This window comes from Streptomyces sp. NPDC020958 (genome assembly GCF_055562175.1).
This window is the reverse complement of sequence record NZ_JBVHFU010000020.1, coordinates 59,134-79,540: the sequence shown is the minus strand read 5'-3', so window position 1 is coordinate 79,540 and position 20,407 is coordinate 59,134. Positions and strand designations below refer to the sequence as shown.

Here is a 20,407-nt window from a genome sequence, read left to right as displayed (position 1 = left end):
AGCGAGCCCCGGGGCGGGCGGCCGAGCAGGTCAGTCGTGCGGCACGACGGCCACCGGGCAGTCGGCGTGGTGCAGCACCCCGTGCGCGACCGAGCCGATGCGGGCGCCGACCGCCGTCCGGTGGGCGCGCCGGCCCACGACCATCAGCTGGGCACGTCCGGCCACCGACAGCAGCACCTGGCCGGCGCTGCCCATCTCCACGTGCTCGGCGACCGGTACCGCCGGGAACCGCTCCCGCAGCGGCCGCACGGCCTCGGCCAGCGCCTTCTTCTCGTACGGTTCCAGGCCCCCGGCCTCGTCGAGCAGCTTCGTCGAACCCGGGCTGTAGGCGAAGACGGGCGGCAGGGTCCAGGCCCGGACCACCCGGACCGCCGCCCCGCGGGCCGCCGCCGTCCCGAAGGCGAACTCCAGCACCGCCGCGCTGTCCTCGGGGCCGCCCTGCTGACCCACGACCACGTCCCGGCCGGCGGCCTCCGCGGTGGGCCGGTCCCCGGCACGGACCAGGACGACCGGACGGGCCGCCTCGGCAATCACCTGCTGGCCGACGGACCCCAGCAGGAACCCGACGACCGGACCGTGCCCGCGCGAGCCCAGCGCCAGCAGCTCGGCCCCGGCGGCCGCGTCCAGGAGCACCTCCACCGGGGCGCCCGCCACGACGTCGACGCTCACCGTGAGGTCCGGATACCGTCCGGTGACGGCCCGCACCGACTCGCTCACGCCCTCGGACACCCACCGGCGCTGGGTGTCCCGGTCACCGGTGAGCGCCTCGTGCTCCTCGTAGCGCCAGGCGTGCACCACCCGCAGCGGCAGCCCGCGCCGGACCGCCTCCCGGGCGGCCCAGTCCAGAGCCGCGAGACTCTCCTCCGTACCGTCGACCCCTGCCGTGATCGGGCGTGTCATGCACCGGCCTCCTCGTCGGTTCCACATGTGCGTGATCAGTGTTCCGCACGGACGGATGCCCGCTGTGCACGGACTCAAGGTTGGCGTGTTCACGGCGATACGCCCGGGGTGCCAGCACCCATACTTCGGTCTGGACCAGCCGGGCGTGCCCGGCTGGTCGGCACACGGCAGCGGCGCGGCGGCCCAGCCGTCGTGCCCACGAATCCTTGGAGGAAACGCCCATATGCGTGGATTACGAGTGGCCGGACATCTGAGAACGCTGGCCTGCGCCTTGGCCGCCGGCGCCTTGATGACCGTCGGACTGTCCGGCACGGCGGCGTACGCGACGGAGGCGGCCCCGCTCGGTGCCGCTCCGCAACTCGGCGTCCAGTTCAACGCCGACGGCGATCCGGGCCAGTGCGGCGGGACGACCGGGGAGCAGTGGGCTGCCTCGCCGGACTGGACGCAGGCCATCCGCTTCGACACCGACAACCGTTCCGGCGGCTGCCAGCTGGCGTTCGGAGTCTACGACCCGGACGGCACCCTCGCCGGCTCCTCCATCAGCTACTCGCTCCAGCCCAGCAGCGGCGGTGACGCCGGTCAGTGCGGAAACTACCAGGGCACCTACGCGATGCCGATCCTGCCGATCCAGGTGTTCGGGCAGGCCGTCAGGGTCGACACCGACGGCCGGCCGGGCTGGTGCAACCTCACCTTCACCGTGACAGGCAGAATCGTCCTCGACGTCCAGTTCTACCCCGACGGCGACGCGGGCCAGTGCCCGGACGCTCTGCCCGCGGGCCAGTACCGCTCGGCCTTCGCCGGCACTCCGGTCACGGCAAAGATCGACACCGACAGCCGCTCCGGCGGCTGCCAGTTCCTGCTGCGCCTGCGGCACTTCTAGCATCCCCTGCACACCCGGTTCCGTGCCGCGTTCGCGGTGCGGCGCCCCGCCCGTACTCAAGTGCCGGGCCGCATGCCCCTGTCGCGGTCCGGCACTTGCCCCGTGCCGTCGTCGAGGTCGTCCAGCACGGCGGGCAGGCCCTTGGTGAGCATCTTGGTGCGAACGGCGCCGAGGATTTTGGCCATGAAGAATCCTCCGGCCCCGGTGAAGCCGGTGTGGTGGTAGGTGAAGCGGGTCCCGCCGCCGTGCGGAGCGAGTCGGTAGGCGACCTCCGTCACCTCGCCACCGCCCTCGTCCTGCCAGGAGTAGCGCAGCAGCGAGGGCTCACGTGCCTCCAGCACCTCGCACAGCACCACGCCGCTCCACCCCGGCTTCGGCTTCGCGATGAACTTGAACGTGGTGCCGGCCGTGGCCGTGAAGCCCTCCGGGCGTGCGCCGGCGCCGGTGGCCGTCCATAGCGGGATCAGCTCAGGGTCGGTCACGGCGCGCCAGACCTTCTGCGGCGGGTGAGGGTAGTCGCGGACGATGTGGATGGTGCTCATGGCGGGCTCCTCGGGCATGGGCGTCAAGCGCAGAACAAAATTACAGCGAATGAAAATTTATAGCAACAGAAATTTTGTGGAGGCTGGACTACGCTGCACCAATGAGCATGCGCACGGTGGACTGGACGGCCTTGCGCCGTCGCGACACGGAATCCCCCGCTGAGGGACTACGGGAGCGCAAGAAGCGGCTGTTGCGGCGGCAGCTGTCGGACACGGCCACCGAGATGTTCATGGAACGGGGCTTTGACGCCGTGCGTGTCTCCGAGATCGCCGAAGCGTGCGGGGTGTCGGAGAAGACCGTGTTCAACTACTTCCCCACCAAGGAATCCCTCGTCCTGGACCTGGGCGAGACCACGTTGGACTCCCTGCGGACCACGCTCGCCGATCCGGATCTGTCGCCGGTCGAGGCCGTGCTGAAGATCCTGTCCGGCGAGCTGGCGGGCATCACATCCTGGCTGACCGAACAGGACGACCTGGCCCAGGCGAAGAACATGCTTCTGCGCTTCGGCATGCTGATCGGATCCACCCCGTCCCTGCGGGCCTATCAGCGCGACATGGCTGATCAGCAGGTCGCCGTAGCCGCCGAAGTCCTGGCTCGCCGCAATGGGATGAGCCCGGACGACCCCGAACCGCAGATCGCCGCAACCGCCCTGCTCGCCCTGTGGCCCGTCCAGTTCCAGGCGCTACGCAGGCACCTGAACCGCGTCCAGACCCCCGAGCAGTTGCACGACATGGTGAGCGCCGACGTCCGACGCGCAGCCCAGCTCATCGACACGGGACTGGCCTCGCTCACCCCTGCCCGGCACGACAAGTGAAACGGTCAGCCGGTGATGCCGGGACGTTCCGCACGGACGGCTGCCCGCTGTGCACGGAAGTACAAGAGCGCGGCCCGCCGATCGAACATACGATGGGCGGGAACCGGTGCGGCCGCCGCGCTCCTCCCGGAGCGGGCGCCGCCCCGTGGAACCAACGGCTCGGGGTGGGAGACGTATGGCACAGGCTGCCGACGCGGCACGGACCGTCATCATGACCGTGGACGACGACCCGGGGGTCTCCCGTGCCGTCGCCCGGGACCTGCGGCGCCGCTACGGCGCGTCGTACCGGATCGTGCGCGCGGAGTCCGGGGACTCGGCGCTGGAGGCGCTGCGGGAGCTGAAACTGCGCGGTGACCTGGTGGCGGTGATCCTTGCCGACTACCGGATGCCCCAGATGAACGGCATCGAGTTCCTGGAGCAGGCCCTGGACGTGTACCCGGGCGCGCGGCGGGTGCTGCTGACCGCGTACGCGGACACCAACGCGGCGATCGACGCGATCAACGTGGTGGATCTGGACCACTACCTGCTCAAGCCCTGGGACCCGCCGGAGGAGAAGCTCTACCCCGTCCTCGACGACCTCCTGGACGCCTGGCGGGCCAGTGACTACAAGCCGGTGCCGGCCACCAAGGTCGTCGGGCACCGCTGGTCGGCGCGGTCCTCGGACGTGCGGGAGTTCCTCGCTCGCAACCAGGTGCCGTACCGCTGGTACTCGGTCGAGGAGCCGGAGGGGCAGCGGCTGCTGGCGGCCGCCGAGGCCGACGGGCAGCGCCTGCCGCTGGTGATCACACCGGACGGCACACCCCTGATCGAGCCGGAGGCGCCCGAGCTGGCCGCGAAGGTGGGTCTTGCGACCACGCCCACGGCGGACTTCTACGACCTGGTGGTCATCGGCGGTGGCCCGGCCGGGCTGGGCGCGGCGGTCTACGGGGCGTCGGAGGGGCTGCGGACGGTGCTCGTGGAGCGCGCGGCGACCGGCGGGCAGGCCGGGCAGAGCTCCCGGATCGAGAACTACCTCGGCTTCCCGGACGGGGTGTCGGGCGCCCAGCTCACCGACCGGGCCCGGCGGCAGGCCGCCAAGTTCGGCGCGGAGGTGCTGACCGCGCGCGAGGTCACCGCGCTGGAGGTCAACGGGGCCGCGCGGGTGGTGCGGTTCTCGGACGGGTCGGCGATCGCGGCGCACAGTGTGATCCTGGCGACGGGTGTGCAGTACCGGCAGCTGGAGGCGGCGGGCTGCGTCGACCTGACCGGCTGCGGGGTGTTCTACGGCTCCGCGCTCACCGAGGCCGCCTCCTGCCAGGGGCAGGACGTCTACATCGTCGGCGGGGCCAACTCGGCGGGGCAGGCCGCGATGTACCTGTCCAGGTTCGCCAAGTCGGTGACGCTGCTGGTGCGCGGCGCCGACCTGTCCGCCTCGATGTCTTACTACCTGATCCAGCAGATCGAGGAAGCGCCGAACATCTCGGTGCGCAGCCACACGGTGGTCGACGCCGCGCACGGCACCGGACGGCTCGAGCGGCTGACCCTGCGCCAGGTGCACACCGGGGACTGCGAACAGGTCGACGCCCAGTGGATGTTCGTGTTCATCGGGGCGGCGCCGCTGACCGACTGGCTCGGTGACACGGTGCTGCGCGACGGGCGCGGGTTCATCCTCGCCGGACCGGACCTGACCGTCGACGGGACGCCGCCCGCCGGCTGGGAGCTGGCCCGGCCGCCGTACCACCTGGAGACCAGCATTCCCGGCGTGTTCGTGGCGGGCGACGCACGCGCCGAGTCCGCCAAGCGTGTCGCGTCCGCCGTCGGAGAGGGAGCCATGGCCGTGATGCTCGTCCACCGGTACCTGGAGCAGTCATGAGCGGGCAGGTGTTGCCGTGCAGCCCGAAGGAGATCGGGGCGCTGTTCCTGTTCGAGAAGCTGGAACCGGAACAGCTGGGGCGGCTGTGCGCGGCCGGCCGGGTGGAGCTGTTCCAGCCGGGTCCCGTCTACACCGAGGGCGAACCCGCGACCTGTTTCTACGTGATGCTCGGGGGCACGGTGGTGCTCTCCCGGCGGGTCGCGGGTGACGACGTCGAGGTGACCCGGACTTCGCAGACCGGGGTGTACGCGGGCGCCATGCAGGCGTACCTCGGGGACCGGGTGCGGCAGGTGTACAACAACTCGATGCGGGTGACCGAGCCGACGCGGTTCTTCGTGCTGCCCGCGGACACGTTCTCGGACATCATGCAGGACTGGTTCCCGATGGCGGTCCACCTGCTGGAAGGGCTGTTCTGGGGTTCGAAGAGCACCCAGGCGGCGATCGGGCAGCGGGAACGGCTGCTGGCGCTGGGCTCGTTGTCGGCGGGGCTCACGCATGAGCTCAACAACCCGGCCGCGGCGGCCGTGCGGGCCACGTCCACGCTGCGCGAGCGGGTGGCGAAGATGCGGCACAAGCTGGCGGTGATCGCCGAAAGCCCGTTCTCCCGGGAGCAGTTGGCCGGTCTGATCGAGATCCAGGAACGCACCGCCGAACGGGTCGCCAAGGCTCCGGCGCTCAGTCCGCTGGAGGCCTCGGACCGCGAGGACGCGCTCTCCGACTGGCTCGACGACCACGGCATGGACAACGGCTGGCAGCTCGCGCCGACCTTCGTGCAGGCGGGGCTCGACGTCGACTGGCTGGAGCAGGTGGCCGCCGCCGTCGACGACGAGATCTTTCCCAACGCGGTGGGCTGGCTCAACTACACCGTCGAGACCGAGCTGTTGATGAACGAGATCGACGACTCCACGTCCCGTATCTCGCATCTCGTCGACGCGGCCAAGCAGTACAGCCAGCTGGACCGGGCGCCGTTCCGGGAGGTGGACGTGCACGAACTCCTCGACAGCACCCTGATGATGCTGTCCGGGAAGATCGGGCAGGACATCCGGGTGGTCAAGGAGTACGACCAGACGCTCCCGCCCGTCCCCGCCTACCCGGCCGAACTCAACCAGGTGTGGACCAACCTCATCGACAACGCGGTCTGCGCGATGCAGGACGGCGACGGCGCCGGGCACGGCACGCTGACCGTGCGGACCGCGCGGGACCACGAGCAGGTGCTGGTGGAGTTCGGGGACACCGGGAGCGGGATCGCGCCGGAGATCAAGGACCGGATCTTCGATCCGTTCTTCACGACGAAGCCGGTGGGCCAGGGCACCGGACTCGGCCTGGACATCTCCTGGCGGATCGTCGTGAACAAGCACCACGGCAGCATGCGGGTGGAGTCGGTGCCCGGGGACACCCGCTTCCAGGTACTGCTCCCGCTGACCGCCGAAGCACCGGCCTCGCCCGAGGCACCGGAGTCAACCCAGTCAACCGAGGAGACGGTATGAGCGGCGACCCCGCGATCGACCCGGAGGTGCCGCCGAGCGGTGCCGGGTGTGTGGAGTGCGACAAGGCGGGCGGCTGGTGGTTCCACCTGCGGCGGTGCGCGCGGTGCGGGCACATCGGCTGCTGCGACGACTCCCCCTCGAAGCACGCGACCGCGCACTTCCACGAGACCGGACACCCCCTGATCCGCAGCTACGAGCCGGGCGAGGACTGGTTCTGGAACTTCGAGACGAACGAACTGTACGAGTCGGGGCCGGAGTTGGCGCCGCCCGTGAGCCACCCCTCGGACCAGTCCGTACCGGGCCCGGCGGACCGGGTACCGGCGGACTGGGCCCGCACGCTGCGCGGCTGAGCGTCCCGTCACCGGTCGCAGTCGAGGCTCGCCAGGTCCACGGCGTCGGCCATGGCCTGCATTCCCTTGTCGTTGGGATGGATGTGGTCGCCGCTGTCGAGGAACGGCAGCATCCGCGCCCGGTCGTAGGGGCTGCGCAGGATGCGGTCGAAGTCGGTGACCGCGTCGAACTCCCCGCTGGTGCGGAGGTACCGGTTGACCTCCTGGCGGACGTCCTCCCCGGCCTGGTCCCACTCCGGCCAACCCTCGAAGGGCCCGACGGTCGAGGCGACCACGCACGTGCCGGCCGCGTGCGCCCGCCGGACGATCTCGCGGTAACCGGCGATCAGGTCGGCCGCGGTGACCCCGGTGTGGGCCTTGAGGTCGTTGACCCCCTCGAAGAGGAAGACGGTACGGATCCCGGGCTGGCTCAGGACGTCCCGGTCCAGCCGGTGCAGAGCGGCCTGCCCGGCGCCGTCCGCGAGCACCTGGTTCCCGGAGATGCCCTCGTCGGCGACGCCCTTGACCCCGGTGTGCGCCTTCTGCAGCCTGCGGGCGAGGTAGTCGGGCCAGCGGCGGTTCAGGTCGGTGGTGGACGCCCAGCCGTCGGTGATGGAGTCGCCGAGCGCCACCACGGCTCCGGTGGCCGGGTCCGACGGCCGTATCGAGACCGAGTCCAGGTACCACCAGGAGCCGGTGGTCGCGGTCCAGTGGGCGGCGCCCTCCTCGGCGGTGTGGTCGCCCTGGGTGGTGTAGGAGGTCTGCAGGGCCATCCCGTGGCCGGTGGCGGGACCGGCCGCGTCCGGGCTGTGCAGGCTGACGACGAGGTCGCTGCCGGTCGGCAGGCTGCCGGGCAGCGGGTCGCTCCAGGCGGTGGCACCGGCCGGTACGGTGACCGTGCGGGCGCCGTCGAAGGTGAGCCGCTTGTTGCTGCCCCGCTGGAGGGCGGCGCCCTGACGCTGCAGACCGGCGTAGACGCTGTCCAGGGTCAGTGGCCGGTCGCCGAAGGCGTTGGACAGCCGTACCCGCAGGCCGGTGCCGGCCGCGCTGGTGTGCACGACCAGCCGGTAGCCGCGGTCGGCGGTGCCCTCCCCCATCCGGTCGGCGGCGGCGCCCCAGGTGACGACGGCGTGCCGGGGGGCGGCCGGCCGTGCGGGAGGCGCCGCCGCGGGCGCCCCCTGGGCGGGGCCGGTCTGGCAGGCGACCGCGGTCAGCAGGACGGCGGCGAGGCGGACCATCCGCGTGAACCGGCCGGTCACCGCGCCAGGCCCTTCAGCGTGACCGACTGGCCGGGCCGCAGGGTGACCGTCCGTGCGGTGCCGCGGTAGGCGACCGTGGTGGTACGGCCGCCGACGCTGTGGATCCGGACCTCGGTCGGCTCGCCGTCGCGCCAGCTGAGGTCGACGGTGAAGCCGCCGCGGGCGCCCGCCCCGGTGACCGAACCGGAGGCGGCCCAGGCGTCGGGCAGGGCGGGCAACAGCTCCAGATGGCCGGGCCGGGAGTAGAGGAGCATCTCCAGGATCGCGGCCGGCGTGCCGAAGTTGGCGTCGATCTGGAAGATGCCGCGGCCCTGCTGGACCTCGTAGATGTCGAAGAGGTTGGGTGAGGTGCCGTTGCTGCCGTCGCCGGACGGGCGGAGGTTGCGGACGACGAGCCGGTAGGCCTTGTCGGCGTCCTTGAGCCGGGCCCAGCACAGGGCGCGCCAGGCGTTGGCCCAGCCGAAGCTGTCCATGCCGCGCGCGGTGAGCAGGGCGGTGGCGCCCTTGACGATGTCCTGTGGGGTGGAGCCGTCGGGGCGGATCCGGTCGCCGGGGAAGAGGTTGATCAGCGGCGAGAGGTGGCGGTGGGTGGTCTCGCCCAGGTTGTCCGGGGACATCCACTCCTCCAGCCAGCCGGTCCTGGGGCTCACCACCGGCAGGTAGAGGCGGTCCCGGAGCGTGCCGATGGTGCCCGCGTATCCAGCATCCCTCCCCAGCTCGGCGGCCGCAGTGCGGAAGTTCCCGAACAGGGTCCAGACCAGTTCCTGGGCGTAGGTGATGCCCTTGGCGTCCAGCGGGCCCTGTTCCGGGGACCAGTCGCTGTCCGCGATCAGCACCTCCTCACCGTCGTCCAGGGTGGTGGTGAGCAGCCGTGCCTCCCAGAACTCCACGGCGCCCTTGAGGAGGGGGTAGATCTTCTCCAGGTGGGCGCGGGACCTGGTGAACTCGTAGTGCTCCCACAGGCTCTGGCACAGCCAGGCGTTGCCCGCCGGGTGCCACCACCAACCGCCTCCGCCGAAGGGGTTGGTGGAGATGGCGACGGTCCAGCCGACGGCCTCGCCGCGGGAGTTGCGGTAGCGGTTGCGGGGGTCCTGGAAGAGCCGCCGGGTGGTGTCCGTCCAGGACGGGAGCTGGTCCACGCAGTAGTCCGTGAAGGCGTCGAAGCACGGGGACAGGCCCAGCCGGTCGGCCATCCAGTAGTTCATCTGGAGGTTGATGTCGGTGTGGTAGTCGCCCATCCAGTCGGGGTCGTTGCCGTCCAGCCAGAGCCCCTGGAGGCCCATCGGCAGACTGTCACGGGACCCGGCGATCATCAGGTACCGGCCGAACTGGGCGTAGGCGGCCTCCAGTTCGGGGTCCGGGTCGCCGGTGTCGGCACGGGCCTTGAGGCGCGCCCAGGTGTCCAGTTCCCGCTGCTGCGCGGTCGACCTGCCGAGGGACAGGTCGAACCGGCCGAACAGGGCCCGGTGGTCGGCGGCGTGGGTGCGCAGCAGCGAGTCGGCCGAGTGCCGGGCGGCGGCCCTGGCCTTGCTGCGGGCCAGCGCCGGCGGGTCGAGGGACGGGTCGCGGTAGCCCGCGGCGGCGTCCGGCGCGTAGTCGGTGCCGCCGCCGAGTACGACGGTCAGCTCCCGGCAGTCGGTGAAGCCGATGCCCGACCCCTTCACCCGCACGCTGCCGCCGACGCCGTACGCCTTGACGGCGGCACCGTACGTCAGCCCGTTGGCGAAGGACCCGGCGAACGACTCGGCCGTGCCGCCGGTCTCGCCGTGGGTCCCTTCCAGGGTGATGGTGCCGGTGTAGCGGCCGCCGCCGTCCTGGCCGAAGTGCAGCACGATCACGTCGTCGGGACGGCTGGCGAACACCTGCCGCCGGTACGTCACTCCGGAGCGGACGTACGAGGCGGAGACCACGCCGTTGTCGAGGTCGAGGGTGCGGCGGTAGCCGGAGACGGCGCCCAGGTCGTGGTCCGGGATCTCGACGGTGAGCCTGGCGAGCAGGGTGAGCGAGCCGAAGTCGGCGCGGCCGTAGGGGAACTGGCCGTCGGAGTCGAGGGTGTCGTTGAGTCCGCCGGTCCACAGGGTGGCGTCGGTGATCAGGAGCAGCTCACGGCCGGGGTCGTTGCTCGCGAGGGCTCCGAGCCGCCCGTTGCCGACGGGCAGCCCCTGCGTGATCATCGACCCTGCGTCGGCGGGCGCCTGCCACCAGAGGTGATGGCGGGGGGTGACGAGCGGTTCGGCGGAGCGCTTCGGCGCGGCGGAGGCGGCGAAGGCGGGCAGTCCGGCGAGGGCGCCGGTGGCCGCGGCGAGAGCGAGGAGCTGTCGCCTGCTGGGGTGGTTGTCCATGGGGTTCCAATCAAACGTCCGTGAGGAAGGCGCCCCTTGGGGGGCGGGGAGCTGCGGGACCGGCCCCCACCGGCCCGCGGCTCCCCCACACAACGCACTACCGAGGCGACTTGGGCACGTCGATCCGGTCGACGTCCGGCGCGTACCCCGACCCGCTGTCGAAGCTGATCGTGTTGGCACCGGCCTTCAGGGTCACCGGGACGCTCACGGTCGAAACCGTCCCCCAGTCCCCGGTCGAGGGGAACTTGTGCGCGGTCCCGCTCCCTGCGTTCGCCGCGATCGTGGCGGACCGCGAGTCACCGCTGACGTACGCGACCTTCACCAGGTACGTGCCGGCCTTGTCGACGACGACGTCGTTGAAGGTCAGCTTGCCGCCCTGGTAGAGATTCCCGACCTTCTGCTGCCCGGAGCACGCGTCGCACCCGGCGACCGAGGCGTTGCCGCTCAGGGTGTTGCCGCTCGCCTCGGCCTCGTAACCGGTGGACGCCAGGACAGTGCCCTTCGGCGTCACGGTGAACAGCCGCGAGCCGTGCGTCGGCAGCGCCTCGGTGATCTTGTTCTGGAAGCCGCCCAGGTTCTCGTGGTTCCACAGGTCCCGCACCGACGCCCTGCCGCTGAAGCCCAGCGCCGTCCAGTCGGCCGTGACCGCGGCGGGCGAGTCGGCGAGGTTGAACAGCGCGACCGTGTAGGTGCCGTCGGCGTTCTTCGCGGCCCAGACCTGCTGCGGGTCGGACGGGGTGATCGGCCGGGCCGGCGGGTTGTCGCTCTGGTCGACGCCGATCACCTCGCGGTTGGTGAGCAGCGCGACCCCGTAGTCGTCGAGCCTGGTGAGGTCGTCGCCGGTGAACAGCGGCGACTTGGCGACGGCCCACAGCGTGGCGTAGCTCTGCCGTTCGGCCTTGGTGAGGCCGTCCATCGCGCCGTTGCCGACGTCGAGGGAGTCGAGGTCGTTCCAGCCGCCGGGGCCCGCCTCGCCGGTCCAGGCCGGGGTGTCGTCCCAGCGGTCGTCGACGGAGTTCTCCCAGGTGACGAGGGTGTTGCAGTAGCACTCGACGTCGGTGTCGATGCGCCAGCCGTTGGTGTACTTCCGCCAGTCGGCGGCGTGCCCGTAGTCCAGGGACCAGGAGACCTCCAGGTGGATCGGGCGGCCGGTGCCGGCGATCGCCCGGTGCCAGGCGGCGACGTCGGCGACGTTGTCGTACTGGTCACCGCTCTTGCCGGAGCCGGGGCCCACGCCGTCGAGCTTGAGGAAGTCGTAGCCCCAGCCGGCGATCAGCCGGGCCTGGGAGTCGATGTACTTCTGCGCGCACGGCCTGCCGAAGTCGATCTTGTACGAGCTGTCCCAGCCGTTGGTGGTGCGCAGGTCCGGGTAGACGATGTCGGCGGTGGTGCAGCCCTCGGCGTTCCAGACGGGGGTCTTGCCGTCGCCGTACGCGCCCTTCTCCAGGCCGGCCGGGAGGTAGATGCCGGCCTTGAGTCCCTTGGCGTGGATGTGGTCGGCGACGGCCTTCATCCCGCTGGGGAAGCGGGCCGGGTCGGCCTGCTGGCGGCCGTACCGGTCGTAGCCCTCCTTCCAGTTCCAGTCCATCCACCAGCCGGCGTCGATGTTGACGTGGTCGTAGCCGTACTTCTTCAGCTTGTTCGCGAGGGCGTCGGTCTGTTTGAGGACGTTCGCCTCGGTCAGGTAGCTGTAGTCGCCGTTGTCGTTGAGACCCGGGTACTTGGACGACTGCATGCTCCAACTGGACCAGCCCATGTAGGGCTTGGCGGCGATCGGGGCGGGGGTCCGGGCCTCGGCGGCGGGCACCGCGGACGCCAGGGCCGCGGTCAGTGCCAGGACGAGGACGGTTCTCAGCCCGCGTGCGGGCAGGACGGAGCGTGAAGGTGACCGCATGGGCCCTCCTGGGTTCGGGGTACCGGGCGGCTCAGCCCTTGCCCGGGGTGGTGGGAGAAGAGGTGATGAAGGACTGGATCGCGGCGGCCGCGGCCCCGCGGGCCCACTCCTCGAAGGCGAGTGGGCGGGTCTGTACGTCGCACCGCGCGGCGGAGCCGAAGGCGGCCGCGGTGAACGAGTCGAGGATCTGCTCGGCGAAGAGGTCGTAGGCGGCGAGGCCCTCGCCGGAGATGATCACGCGTTCGGGACCGAAGAGGTTGGCCACGGTCGCGATGCCCCGGCCGATCGCCTCACCCGCCGTGGAGAACACCTCCCGGGCTCCGGGGACCCCTGCGTGGGCGAGGGCCGCCGCCTCGGCGGAGTCGGCGATCCGGCGGCCCGTCACCTCCCGCATGCGGCTGACGATCGCCGCGTCCCCGGCGATCGCCTCCACGCAGCCGCGGTTGCCGCAGTGGCAGAGCGGCCCGGCCGGGTCGACGGCCACGTGTCCGATCTCCCCCGCCACCCCGTGGGCGCCCGCGACCACCCGGCCGTGGACCACCAGCCCGCAGCCGATGCCGGCGCCCACGGTGACCACGGCGAAGTCCGACAGCCCGACACCGGCGCCGAACCACTGCTCGGCGACGGTCAGGGCGCGTACGTCGTTGTCGACGACGACCGGCAACCCGGTGGCCATCGCGGCGAGTTCGGCCAGCGGGACCTCGCGCCAGTCGAGGAAGGGCGAGTAGCGCACGACCCCTTCGGTGCGGTCCACGTCGCCGGAGACCGCGACGCCGAGGCCGAGGACGGGGGCGCCCAAGTCGGCGGCCTCGGTGCGCAGTTCGTGGGTCAGTTCGGCGACGGAGGTCAGCACGGCCTTGGCGGCGCGGTCGGTGACAGGCAGCCGACGGGCCAGCCGGATCCGGCAGCACAGGTCGGTGAGGACCGCGATCACCTCGTCCCCGGTCACCTTGACGCCGATGAACAGCGCGCGTCCACCGTCGACCCGTACCAGGCTGGCGGGGCGCCCGAGTGCGGGCCGGGCCTCGTCGTCGGCGTCCTCCGCCAGGTAACCGGCCGCCAGCAGCGGCCGGACGGCCTTCGTCACGGCCGCCGCCGACAGCCCGGCCCGGCGGGCCGCCTCCAGCCTGGTGAGCGGGCCGTGGGCGAGGACCGTGGTGAAGATCTGGGCGGCGGCCGGCGTGTGGGCCGGGAACGTCTCGGCACGGGTGGTGGAGCGCATGGCCGGGAACCTAGGTGGGTTATTTTCCGCTGTCAATAAAAGAAACAGAAATCACCTGAAGGTTGACTGTGAGGCTCCAGTGGCCTTCAAATGGCGGGTGCGTCAACGGCGTTGGCTCGCGTTCACCGGGTCGGCGCGTTGGCGGCGGTCACGTCGACCGCCGCCCAGGCCTGGTCGACCGTGCGGTACTCCACGCTGCTCGCGCCGTAGAGGTCCTTCGCCGCCTTCAGCGTCGCCACCCGTGCGCCGTGGAAGTCGGTCGAGGAGACCATGTACCGGGTGAGGGCGCGGTAGAAGACCGCGGTGGCCTTGGCGCGGCCGATGCCCGTGACCGTGGACCCGTCGTAGGTGGGCGAGTCGTAGGTGGTGGCGCCGACGGTCTTGCGGCCGCTGCCCTCGGCGAGCAGGTAGAAGGCGTGCGAGGAGACGCCGGAGCCGGCGTGCACCTCGGCGTCGGCCACCTGGGGCGACCAGTAGTCGACGGTGCCTTCGAGGCGGTCGAGGGAGGGGTGGTCGAGGCGGCGCAGGAACTTCTGCGCCAGGCCCAGCTTCTCGCCGAGGAGGTAGTTCGGCGGGTTCTTCGGGTTGTTCGCGAAGAACTCCACGCCCGAGCCGAAGATGTCGGCCAGTGACTCGTTGAGCGCCCCGGCCTCGCCGTACTGGTTGCCGTGCGTGTCGACGCGGGTCGGTGCCAGCTTCGCGGTGGCGTCCACCACGCCGTGGGTGAGCTCGTGTCCGGTGACGTCCAGGACGACCAGCGGCTTCTTTGTCTCGTCGCCGTCCCCGTCGCCGTAGAGCATGCAGCCGCAGGTCGAGTCCCAGAAGGCGTTGCCGACCTTGTCGCCCCAGTGGACCATGGCGCGGGCGGGTTTCGAGTCGTTCGCTATGCCCTTGCGGCCGAACGTCTTCCGGTAGAAGTCCAGGGTCTCGGTGATGCCGTACTGGGCGTCGGCGGCGGCGCTGCCCCGGCTGGTGGTGGCGCCGTTGCCCCAGCTGTCGTTCGTGCTGGTGAACGCGGCGCCCTGGCCGAAGCTCTCGGTCTCCTTGCCCTTGGCGTCCCGGGTCTCGGTGCCGTACCGTGTCGGGTCCTTGAGCAGGAAGTTCTTGCGGGCGGTCCGGGTGGTGGTGAGCGCGACCTTGCCCACGAAGAGGGACCGGCCGGTGCCGTGCGCGGTGGCCGGGTAGTGGGGCGCCGCGGCCGCGGCCGCGCCGGTGAAGGCGTTCGGCCGGGTGCCGGTGGCCGGGGCGAGGGTCTCGCCGCGCCGGCGCAGGGCCTCCAGTACGCGGGGAGAGAGGAACTCGTCGTTGTCCGGGGTGTTGCTGCGCACCCTGCCGGTGAGCGCGTCGACGACGACCGTGGCCGGGCCCATCGCGCCGTCGACCGCCACCTGGTAGGCGAGGGCCCGGGCGCCGTCGCGGGCGTCGACCACGAGCGCGGCGGTGCCGGCCTCGCCGTGGGCGGCGGCGGCCGCCTTCTCCTCGGCCTGCCGGGCGGTCAGCGTCGCCCGGGTGGTGGCCGGTTCCACGGTGTGGTCGGCCGCACGGGTGACGCCCGTGTAGGCCAATTGACGGGAAAGATGAACGACGAGGTCGCCGCCGAGCACCGGCATCCCCCGGTGGGTCCGGACGAAGCGGACGTGGCGGCCTCCCTCGGGGTCGATCATCACGTCCTGGGCCCGGAGTTCGTCGCCGGTGCCGACACCGGTCGCCTTCGCGTGGGCGAAGGCCGCGGCGCGGGCCGCCGCCACCACCTGCGCGGCCGTCGTGGCGGCGGCCGAACCGCGCACCCCCGTGTCGGGACCGGCGAAGGCCGTACCGGCCAGGCCCGTGGCGGCCGTCGTCACGGCGACGGCGACCGCCGCGCCGCGTATGCGCGCACTACGCACTGATCAGGGTTCCTCTGCTCGGACGGTGGTCGAGGTCGTCGACCGCCGTGCGGCATGGCGCCGTGGGACGCCAAGGGGGCTGGTCGGGCCCCGGACCGCAACCCTTCCGGATGAGTCATGTCCATGTAAAGCGCAGTTCGTCGCTTTTCTTGCCTTTCGTGGCAATACTTTGCGAAACCACATCGCACAGTGATCACCGGATGACCAACTGTGCGTCGACGGTGGAGATGTGACGGGATGCGAGAAGGTTCCCCGAATCGGATGTGACCCATCTCGCATCGGAAACAGCACGGAGAGGAGCAGGTCCGGATGGTCTCGGCAATGGTCAGCAGAAGCGCGGTGCTCGGAGCGGTGGCACTGTCACTGCTCGCGGTACCGGCACAGGCGGCGCCGCTGAAGGCGCGGGCACACCCACGGACGGCGGACGCCCTGCCGGCGCCGGACACCGCGGGCCTGGCAGCGGTGCTGCGCTCGGTCGTGGCGAACGGGGCGCCCGGCGCGATGGCCCGTATCGACGAGGGCGCGAAGGTCTACCGGACGACGCAGGGCGTCGCCGACCGCATGAGCAGGCGGGCCATCACCACCGCCGACCGCTTCCGCGTCGGCAGTGTCACCAAGACGTTCTCGGCGGTCGTCCTGCTGCAACTGGTGGACGAGCACCGGCTCGCCCTGGACGCGCCGGTCAACCGCTATCTGCCGGGCCTGCTCCCGGACGACCGCATCACCGTGCGCCACGTGCTCAGCCACCGCAGCGGCCTGTACGACTACACCAACGACATGTTCGCCAGCAGCGTGTCCGGCTTCGAAGCGGTCCGGAACAAGGTCTTCACCTACCGGCAGCTGCTGGACCTCTCCCTGCGCAAGCCGCGCACCAACGCGCCGGGAGCCGCCTACTCGTACTCCAACACGAACTTCGTGGTCGCCGGCATGCTCATCGAGAAGCTCACCGGGCACAGCGTGAAGGCCGAGTACGAGAACCGCATCTTCAAGCCGCTGGGCCTGACCGGCACCTTCTACGTCCACCCGGACACGAGGATCCCCGGGCAGCACGCCAACGGCTACCTCACCGCGGACCGGGCGGGCGCGCAGCCCGTCGACGCGACCGAGCAGACGGTGTCCTGGGCCCAGAGCGCGGGCGCCATCATCTCCACCACCCGCGACCTCAACACCTTCTACTCCGCGCTGGCCGGCGGAAAGCTCACCTCGGCCGCCCGGCTGGCGGACATGGAGCGCTTCACCCGCGTCAACTCCAACACCTCCTACGGCCTGGGGCTGCGCCGCCGCGACCTGTCCTGCGGGATCTCGGTGTACGGCCACACGGGCGCCGTGCAGGGCTACTACACGTACGCCTTCACCACCAAGGACGGCAAGCGCAGCCTCACCGCCGTCGCCAACGCCTCCAACAGCTCCGCCGTGCTCAACACGCTCGCTCAGACGCTGGAGCCGGCCTTCTGCGGCAAGCAGCGCTCCGCGCGGCGCGTCGACACGCCGCTGGAGCGGGAGGACGTGGCCCCGGCCGCGCCGCGCGAGCAGTAGCGCCGACGCAGGCGGGGAACCTCGCGCCCGGGCCGGACGTTCAACCGGCGACTCCCCCACCGGGCGCGCTGTTCGGCCCCTGACCTCGTAGAGGCGGCGAGATGAGCGAGCTGGTCCCCGGGGGCAACCTGCCCCTCCCGGGCGGCGCGCTGACGCTCCGGGTGCCCGGCCCCTTCGACCTGTCCGCCCTGATCACCGACGAGAGCGGGAGGGTCGGCGGCGACGCCGACTTCGTCTTCTACAACCAGCCGGACGCGCCCGGCGTCCGGCTGCGCGGCGACACGCTGACCGTCGAGCCGGCCCTGCTGCGGTCCGGTGCCGTGCGGGTCACCGTCACGGTCACCGCCGCCGAACCCGGCACCCCGCTCGGGGCGCTGCCCGCCGCCACCCTGGACGTCACCGACCGTCTCGGGCGCCCGGTGGCCCGCTTCGCCCCGCCCCGGCCGCGGGCGGAGACCCTGCTGTTGCTCGCCGAGATATACCGCCGGGGCACCGGCTGGAAGCTGCGCGCGGTCGGCCAGGGGTACGCGGACGGACTCGCGGGGCTGGCCCGGGACTACGGAGTGGACGTCGTCGAGGACGAGCAGCCGCAGCGCCCGGCCGGTTTCCGCGCCACCATCCCGCCGCAGCGCACGGCGACCGCGCCGGGCCGCCCCTCGGCCGCCCCCCACCTGGAGCCCGACGGCCCCCTGGGCCTGGTCAACTCCGCCCGCGCCCGGGCCGGCCGCCCGCCGGTGGTCCCGGAACCCCGGCTGGTCACGGCGGCCCGCGCCCACGCCACCGCGATGGCCGAGGCCGGCCGGCTGACCACCGAGAGCGGCGACGGCGTCTCCGTGCACCAGCTGATCAGTCGCACGGGCTTCGCCTACGTCACGGTCGGCGAACACCTCGTCTCCGGTCCCCGCACCCCCGCCGAGTTCGTCGACCACTGCCTGGCCACCGAGGACGCCCGGCGCACCCTGCTCGACCCGGCCTTCACCCACGCCGGCCTCGCCCACGCCCGCGGCCCACGGGACGGGGACACCTACTGGACCGCGCTGTGGGCCAGGCCCCTCACCGAGGCCGAGCTGTCCCGCACCCGGGCGGAGGTCGTCGAACTCACCAACCGGGAGCGCGTCCGGGCCGGGCTCCGGCCGCTCGCGGAGGATCCGCAGCTGGCGTTCGCCGCCCAGGCGTACAGCACCGACATGGCGACCCGCGACTTCTACTCGCACACCTCCCCCGAGGGCACCCAGCCCTGGGACCGGGCCGCCGCCGCGGGCTCCCGGCGGCGCACCATCGGCGAGAACATCGCCTGCGGCCAGCGTTCCGCCGCCGAGGTGGTGGACGGCTGGATGAACAGCCCCGGGCACCGGGCCAACATCCTCAAACCGGAGTTCACCCACATCGGCACCGGCTTCGCCGGCGGCGGCCGGGCGGCCACCTACTGGACCCAGTTGTTCGGTGCCTGAACCGGTACCTTCCCCGATCTTGGCGGAACGCATTCCTCCGGGACACCATGCCCCGCATGAAGGGTGATCTTTTTTCCACGGAGCACATGGTCGCGGCGGCTGTCGAGCCGGGCATGACGATCGAGAACGCGAAATGCGTCAAGTACGCGGTGAACGGCGAGATGTACGCCCGGCAGGGGGCGATGATCGCGCACCGCGGCAATCTGCGGTTCGAGCGCAAGGGCCAGGGCGTGGGCGGCATGCTCAAGCGCGCCGTCACCGGTGAGGGGCTGCCGCTGATGTCCGTACTGGGCCAGGGCGAGGCCTGGTTCGCGCACGAGGCGCAGAACTGCTTCATCGTCGAGGTGGAGCCCGGCGACCAGTTCACGGTCAACGGCCGCAACGTCCTGTGCTTCGACGCGTCCCTGTCCTATGAGATCAGGACCGTGAAGGGGTCCGGCATAGCCGGCGGCGGCCTGTTCAACAGCGTGTTCTCCGGGTACGGCAAGCTCGGACTGATCTGCGAGGGCAACCCGCTGGTGATCCCCGTCTCACCGCAGTCCCCGGTCTACGTCGACACCGATGCGGTGGTGGGCTGGACCGCGCACCTGGAGACCTCTCTGCACCGCTCGCAGTCCATCGGGTCGATGCTGCGCGGCGGTTCGGGAGAAGCGGTCCAGCTGATGCTCCAGGGCGAGGGCTACGTCGTGGTCCGGCCGAGCGAGGCGACCCCGCAGAAGGCCCAGCAGCACTGACGGCGGGCGCCGTGGGCCCCGCCCCCACGACGGCCCCGGCGGCCCTGCCGGGGGTGGGGCGCCGGGGCCCGTCCGGTCCGGGTTGACCAGAGACGTCCGTCCGGGTCAGGGTGCCGAAGGCGCGGACTTCCGCCCCCGCGCCGGAAGGGTGAACCGCCTTGATCGGCATCTCGGACATCGAAGCCGCCGCCCAGCAGATCGCCGGGCACGTCGTCCGCACTCCCACGGTCTCCAGCCCCGGTCTGTCGGAGCTGCTCGGCGCCCCCGTCACGGCCAAGCTGGAACTCCTCCAGCGCACCGGCTCGTTCAAGGCGCGCGGCGCCACGGCGAAGCTGCTGTCCCTGAGCGCGGCCGAGCGGGCGGCCGGCGTGGTCGCCGTCAGCGGCGGCAACCACGGCATCGCGCTCGCGGTGATGGCGGCGGCGCTGCATGTGAAGGCGACCGTGGTCATGCCCCGTACGGCCCCGGCCCGCTCGATCGCGCTGGTCGAGGCCGCCGGGGCGGCGGTGCGGCTGACCGACGGGATGGACTCGGCGTTCGAGCTGGTGAACGTGTTGCGCGACGAAGGGCTCACCCTGGTCCACCCGTTCGACGATCCGGTCGTGATCGCCGGACAGGGCACGCTGGGCCTGGAGTTCGCCGAGGACGCGGACGACCTCACGGATGTGCTCGTCAGCATCGGCGGCGGGGGCCTGATCGCGGGTGTGGCGGTGGCGCTGCGGGCCCGGCGCCCCGGCCTGCGGGTGTGGGGTGTGGAGACGCGGGGTGCACAGGCGATGTCCGAGGCCCTGGCAGCGGGCGGTCCACTGCCGGTGCGGGGGGCTTCCATCGTGACGACGCTCAGCGCGCCGGCCGTGTCCCGGCTGACCTACGAGCATGCGGCGGCGCTGGTGGAGGAGGTCCTGGTGGTCGCGGACCGGGAGGCCGTCCGGGGCAGCCTGGAGTTCGCCGAGCACGCCAAGGTGTGGACCGAGCCGGCCGCCGGGTGTCTGCTGCCGGCCGCCCGGCAGGTGCTGGAGCGGGTCGGGGACAGGGCGCGGATCGGCCTCGTGGTGTGCGGGGGCAATGTGACGCACCGGGAGATCGCCGAGTGGACGGAGCGTTTCGGGCTGGACTGACGAGCGCCTCGAACCCGGGCTTTTACCGTCGGTTACCCGCAGGTCGAGGCTCGGACATGCGCCGTTTTCCCAAAGTGGACCGCAGGTGCCACCGGTTGAATAAAAGGCAAGACCCGCCCCGGAGTTGCAGATCCTTTGAACAAACCGGGGCGCGTCCCCC

Annotated in this window: 16 protein-coding genes; 9 read left to right on the top strand and 7 right to left on the bottom strand. The window is 71.8% G+C overall.

Annotated features, from left to right (window positions below):
• Nucleotides 1-30: 30 nt before the first annotated feature.
• Nucleotides 31-900 (bottom strand): universal stress protein, encoded by an 870-nt coding sequence (locus ACZ3KP_RS36605; protein WP_467504977.1) that lies wholly within the window; start codon nt 898-900, stop codon nt 31-33.
• 223 nt (nt 901-1,123) lie between these two features.
• Between ACZ3KP_RS36605 and ACZ3KP_RS36600 the strand changes: the two genes are divergently transcribed.
• Nucleotides 1,124-1,780, top strand: a complete 657-nt coding sequence (locus tag ACZ3KP_RS36600) for a hypothetical protein (RefSeq protein WP_467504976.1) — start codon at nt 1,124-1,126, stop codon at nt 1,778-1,780.
• Nucleotides 1,781-1,836: 56 nt separating this feature from the next.
• Here ACZ3KP_RS36600 and ACZ3KP_RS36595 read toward each other — a convergent pair whose 3' ends face one another.
• On the bottom strand, nt 1,837-2,322 hold the full coding sequence (locus tag ACZ3KP_RS36595) for an SRPBCC family protein (protein WP_467504974.1): 486 nt from the start codon (nt 2,320-2,322) through the stop codon (nt 1,837-1,839).
• Between the two features lie 101 nt (nt 2,323-2,423).
• On the opposite strand from ACZ3KP_RS36595, the gene ACZ3KP_RS36590 reads away from it, so the two are divergent.
• The 4 genes from ACZ3KP_RS36590 to ACZ3KP_RS36575 all read left to right on the top strand — a co-directional run bounded on the left by ACZ3KP_RS36590 (nt 2,424) and on the right by ACZ3KP_RS36575 (nt 6,826).
• Nucleotides 2,424-3,137: a TetR family transcriptional regulator gene (locus ACZ3KP_RS36590; RefSeq protein ID WP_467504973.1), complete on the top strand. Its 714-nt coding sequence runs from the start codon at nt 2,424-2,426 to the stop codon at nt 3,135-3,137.
• 175 nt (nt 3,138-3,312) lie between these two features.
• Nucleotides 3,313-4,989: an NAD(P)/FAD-dependent oxidoreductase gene (locus tag ACZ3KP_RS36585; protein ID WP_467504971.1), complete on the top strand. Its 1,677-nt coding sequence runs from the start codon at nt 3,313-3,315 to the stop codon at nt 4,987-4,989.
• On the top strand, nt 4,986-6,476 hold the full coding sequence (locus ACZ3KP_RS36580; protein WP_467504969.1) for an ATP-binding protein: 1,491 nt from the start codon (nt 4,986-4,988) through the stop codon (nt 6,474-6,476). The genes ACZ3KP_RS36585 and ACZ3KP_RS36580 overlap by 4 nt, the downstream gene beginning before the upstream one ends.
• A complete protein-coding gene (locus tag ACZ3KP_RS36575) occupies nt 6,473-6,826 on the top strand; it encodes a UBP-type zinc finger domain-containing protein (protein ID WP_467504967.1) in 354 nt (117 codons plus the stop codon). The genes ACZ3KP_RS36580 and ACZ3KP_RS36575 overlap by 4 nt, the downstream gene beginning before the upstream one ends.
• 8 nt (nt 6,827-6,834) lie before the next feature.
• Here the strand turns inward: ACZ3KP_RS36575 and ACZ3KP_RS36570 are convergent, their stop codons facing one another.
• The 5 genes from ACZ3KP_RS36570 to ACZ3KP_RS36550 all read right to left on the bottom strand — a co-directional run bounded on the left by ACZ3KP_RS36570 (nt 6,835) and on the right by ACZ3KP_RS36550 (nt 15,408).
• Nucleotides 6,835-8,064 (bottom strand): SGNH/GDSL hydrolase family protein, encoded by a 1,230-nt coding sequence (locus ACZ3KP_RS36570; protein ID WP_467504966.1) that lies wholly within the window; start codon nt 8,062-8,064, stop codon nt 6,835-6,837.
• Nucleotides 8,061-10,406: a glycosyl hydrolase family 95 catalytic domain-containing protein gene (locus ACZ3KP_RS36565; protein ID WP_467504964.1), complete on the bottom strand. Its 2,346-nt coding sequence runs from the start codon at nt 10,404-10,406 to the stop codon at nt 8,061-8,063. The genes ACZ3KP_RS36570 and ACZ3KP_RS36565 overlap by 4 nt, the downstream gene beginning before the upstream one ends.
• Before the next feature lie 97 nt (nt 10,407-10,503).
• A complete protein-coding gene (locus ACZ3KP_RS36560; RefSeq protein WP_467504962.1) occupies nt 10,504-12,300 on the bottom strand; it encodes an alpha-galactosidase D in 1,797 nt (598 codons plus the stop codon).
• Between the two features lie 31 nt (nt 12,301-12,331).
• Nucleotides 12,332-13,522 (bottom strand): ROK family protein, encoded by a 1,191-nt coding sequence (locus ACZ3KP_RS36555; RefSeq protein WP_467504960.1) that lies wholly within the window; start codon nt 13,520-13,522, stop codon nt 12,332-12,334.
• A gap of 122 nt (nt 13,523-13,644) precedes the next feature.
• Nucleotides 13,645-15,408, bottom strand: a complete 1,764-nt coding sequence (locus ACZ3KP_RS36550; protein ID WP_467504958.1) for a M4 family metallopeptidase — start codon at nt 15,406-15,408, stop codon at nt 13,645-13,647.
• 309 nt (nt 15,409-15,717) lie between these two features.
• On the opposite strand from ACZ3KP_RS36550, the gene ACZ3KP_RS36545 reads away from it, so the two are divergent.
• The 4 genes from ACZ3KP_RS36545 to ACZ3KP_RS36530 all read left to right on the top strand — a co-directional run bounded on the left by ACZ3KP_RS36545 (nt 15,718) and on the right by ACZ3KP_RS36530 (nt 20,247).
• Nucleotides 15,718-16,944, top strand: a complete 1,227-nt coding sequence (locus ACZ3KP_RS36545; protein WP_467504956.1) for a serine hydrolase domain-containing protein — start codon at nt 15,718-15,720, stop codon at nt 16,942-16,944.
• Nucleotides 16,945-17,045: 101 nt separating this feature from the next.
• Entirely contained in the window at nt 17,046-18,395 is a 1,350-nt protein-coding gene (locus ACZ3KP_RS36540) for a CAP domain-containing protein (RefSeq protein WP_467504954.1), read from the top strand.
• A gap of 56 nt (nt 18,396-18,451) precedes the next feature.
• Entirely contained in the window at nt 18,452-19,129 is a 678-nt protein-coding gene (locus ACZ3KP_RS36535) for an AIM24 family protein (RefSeq protein ID WP_358982080.1), read from the top strand.
• A gap of 158 nt (nt 19,130-19,287) precedes the next feature.
• Nucleotides 19,288-20,247 (top strand): threonine ammonia-lyase, encoded by a 960-nt coding sequence (locus ACZ3KP_RS36530; protein ID WP_467504953.1) that lies wholly within the window; start codon nt 19,288-19,290, stop codon nt 20,245-20,247.
• Nucleotides 20,248-20,407: the final 160 nt, after the last annotated feature.

Excerpts from the sequence above, each read along its gene's own strand:
- ACZ3KP_RS36595 (WP_467504974.1), bottom strand. The coding sequence starts at position 2,322 with ATGAGCACCATCCACATCGTCCGCGACTACCCTCACCCGCCGCAGAAG.
- ACZ3KP_RS36555 (WP_467504960.1), bottom strand. The coding sequence starts at position 13,522 with ATGCGCTCCACCACCCGTGCCGAGACGTTCCCGGCCCACACGCCGGCC.
- ACZ3KP_RS36565 (WP_467504964.1), bottom strand. The coding sequence starts at position 10,406 with ATGGACAACCACCCCAGCAGGCGACAGCTCCTCGCTCTCGCCGCGGCC.
- ACZ3KP_RS36545 (WP_467504956.1), top strand. The coding sequence starts at position 15,718 with ATGGTCTCGGCAATGGTCAGCAGAAGCGCGGTGCTCGGAGCGGTGGCA.
- ACZ3KP_RS36580 (WP_467504969.1), top strand. The coding sequence starts at position 4,986 with ATGAGCGGGCAGGTGTTGCCGTGCAGCCCGAAGGAGATCGGGGCGCTG.
- ACZ3KP_RS36575 (WP_467504967.1), top strand. The coding sequence starts at position 6,473 with ATGAGCGGCGACCCCGCGATCGACCCGGAGGTGCCGCCGAGCGGTGCC.
- ACZ3KP_RS36590 (WP_467504973.1), top strand. The coding sequence starts at position 2,424 with ATGAGCATGCGCACGGTGGACTGGACGGCCTTGCGCCGTCGCGACACG.
- ACZ3KP_RS36600 (WP_467504976.1), top strand. The coding sequence starts at position 1,124 with ATGCGTGGATTACGAGTGGCCGGACATCTGAGAACGCTGGCCTGCGCC.
- ACZ3KP_RS36540 (WP_467504954.1), top strand. The coding sequence starts at position 17,046 with ATGAGCGAGCTGGTCCCCGGGGGCAACCTGCCCCTCCCGGGCGGCGCG.
- ACZ3KP_RS36605 (WP_467504977.1), bottom strand. The coding sequence starts at position 900 with ATGACACGCCCGATCACGGCAGGGGTCGACGGTACGGAGGAGAGTCTC.
- ACZ3KP_RS36585 (WP_467504971.1), top strand. The coding sequence starts at position 3,313 with ATGGCACAGGCTGCCGACGCGGCACGGACCGTCATCATGACCGTGGAC.
- ACZ3KP_RS36560 (WP_467504962.1), bottom strand. The coding sequence starts at position 12,300 with ATGCGGTCACCTTCACGCTCCGTCCTGCCCGCACGCGGGCTGAGAACC.
- ACZ3KP_RS36535 (WP_358982080.1), top strand. The coding sequence starts at position 18,452 with ATGAAGGGTGATCTTTTTTCCACGGAGCACATGGTCGCGGCGGCTGTC.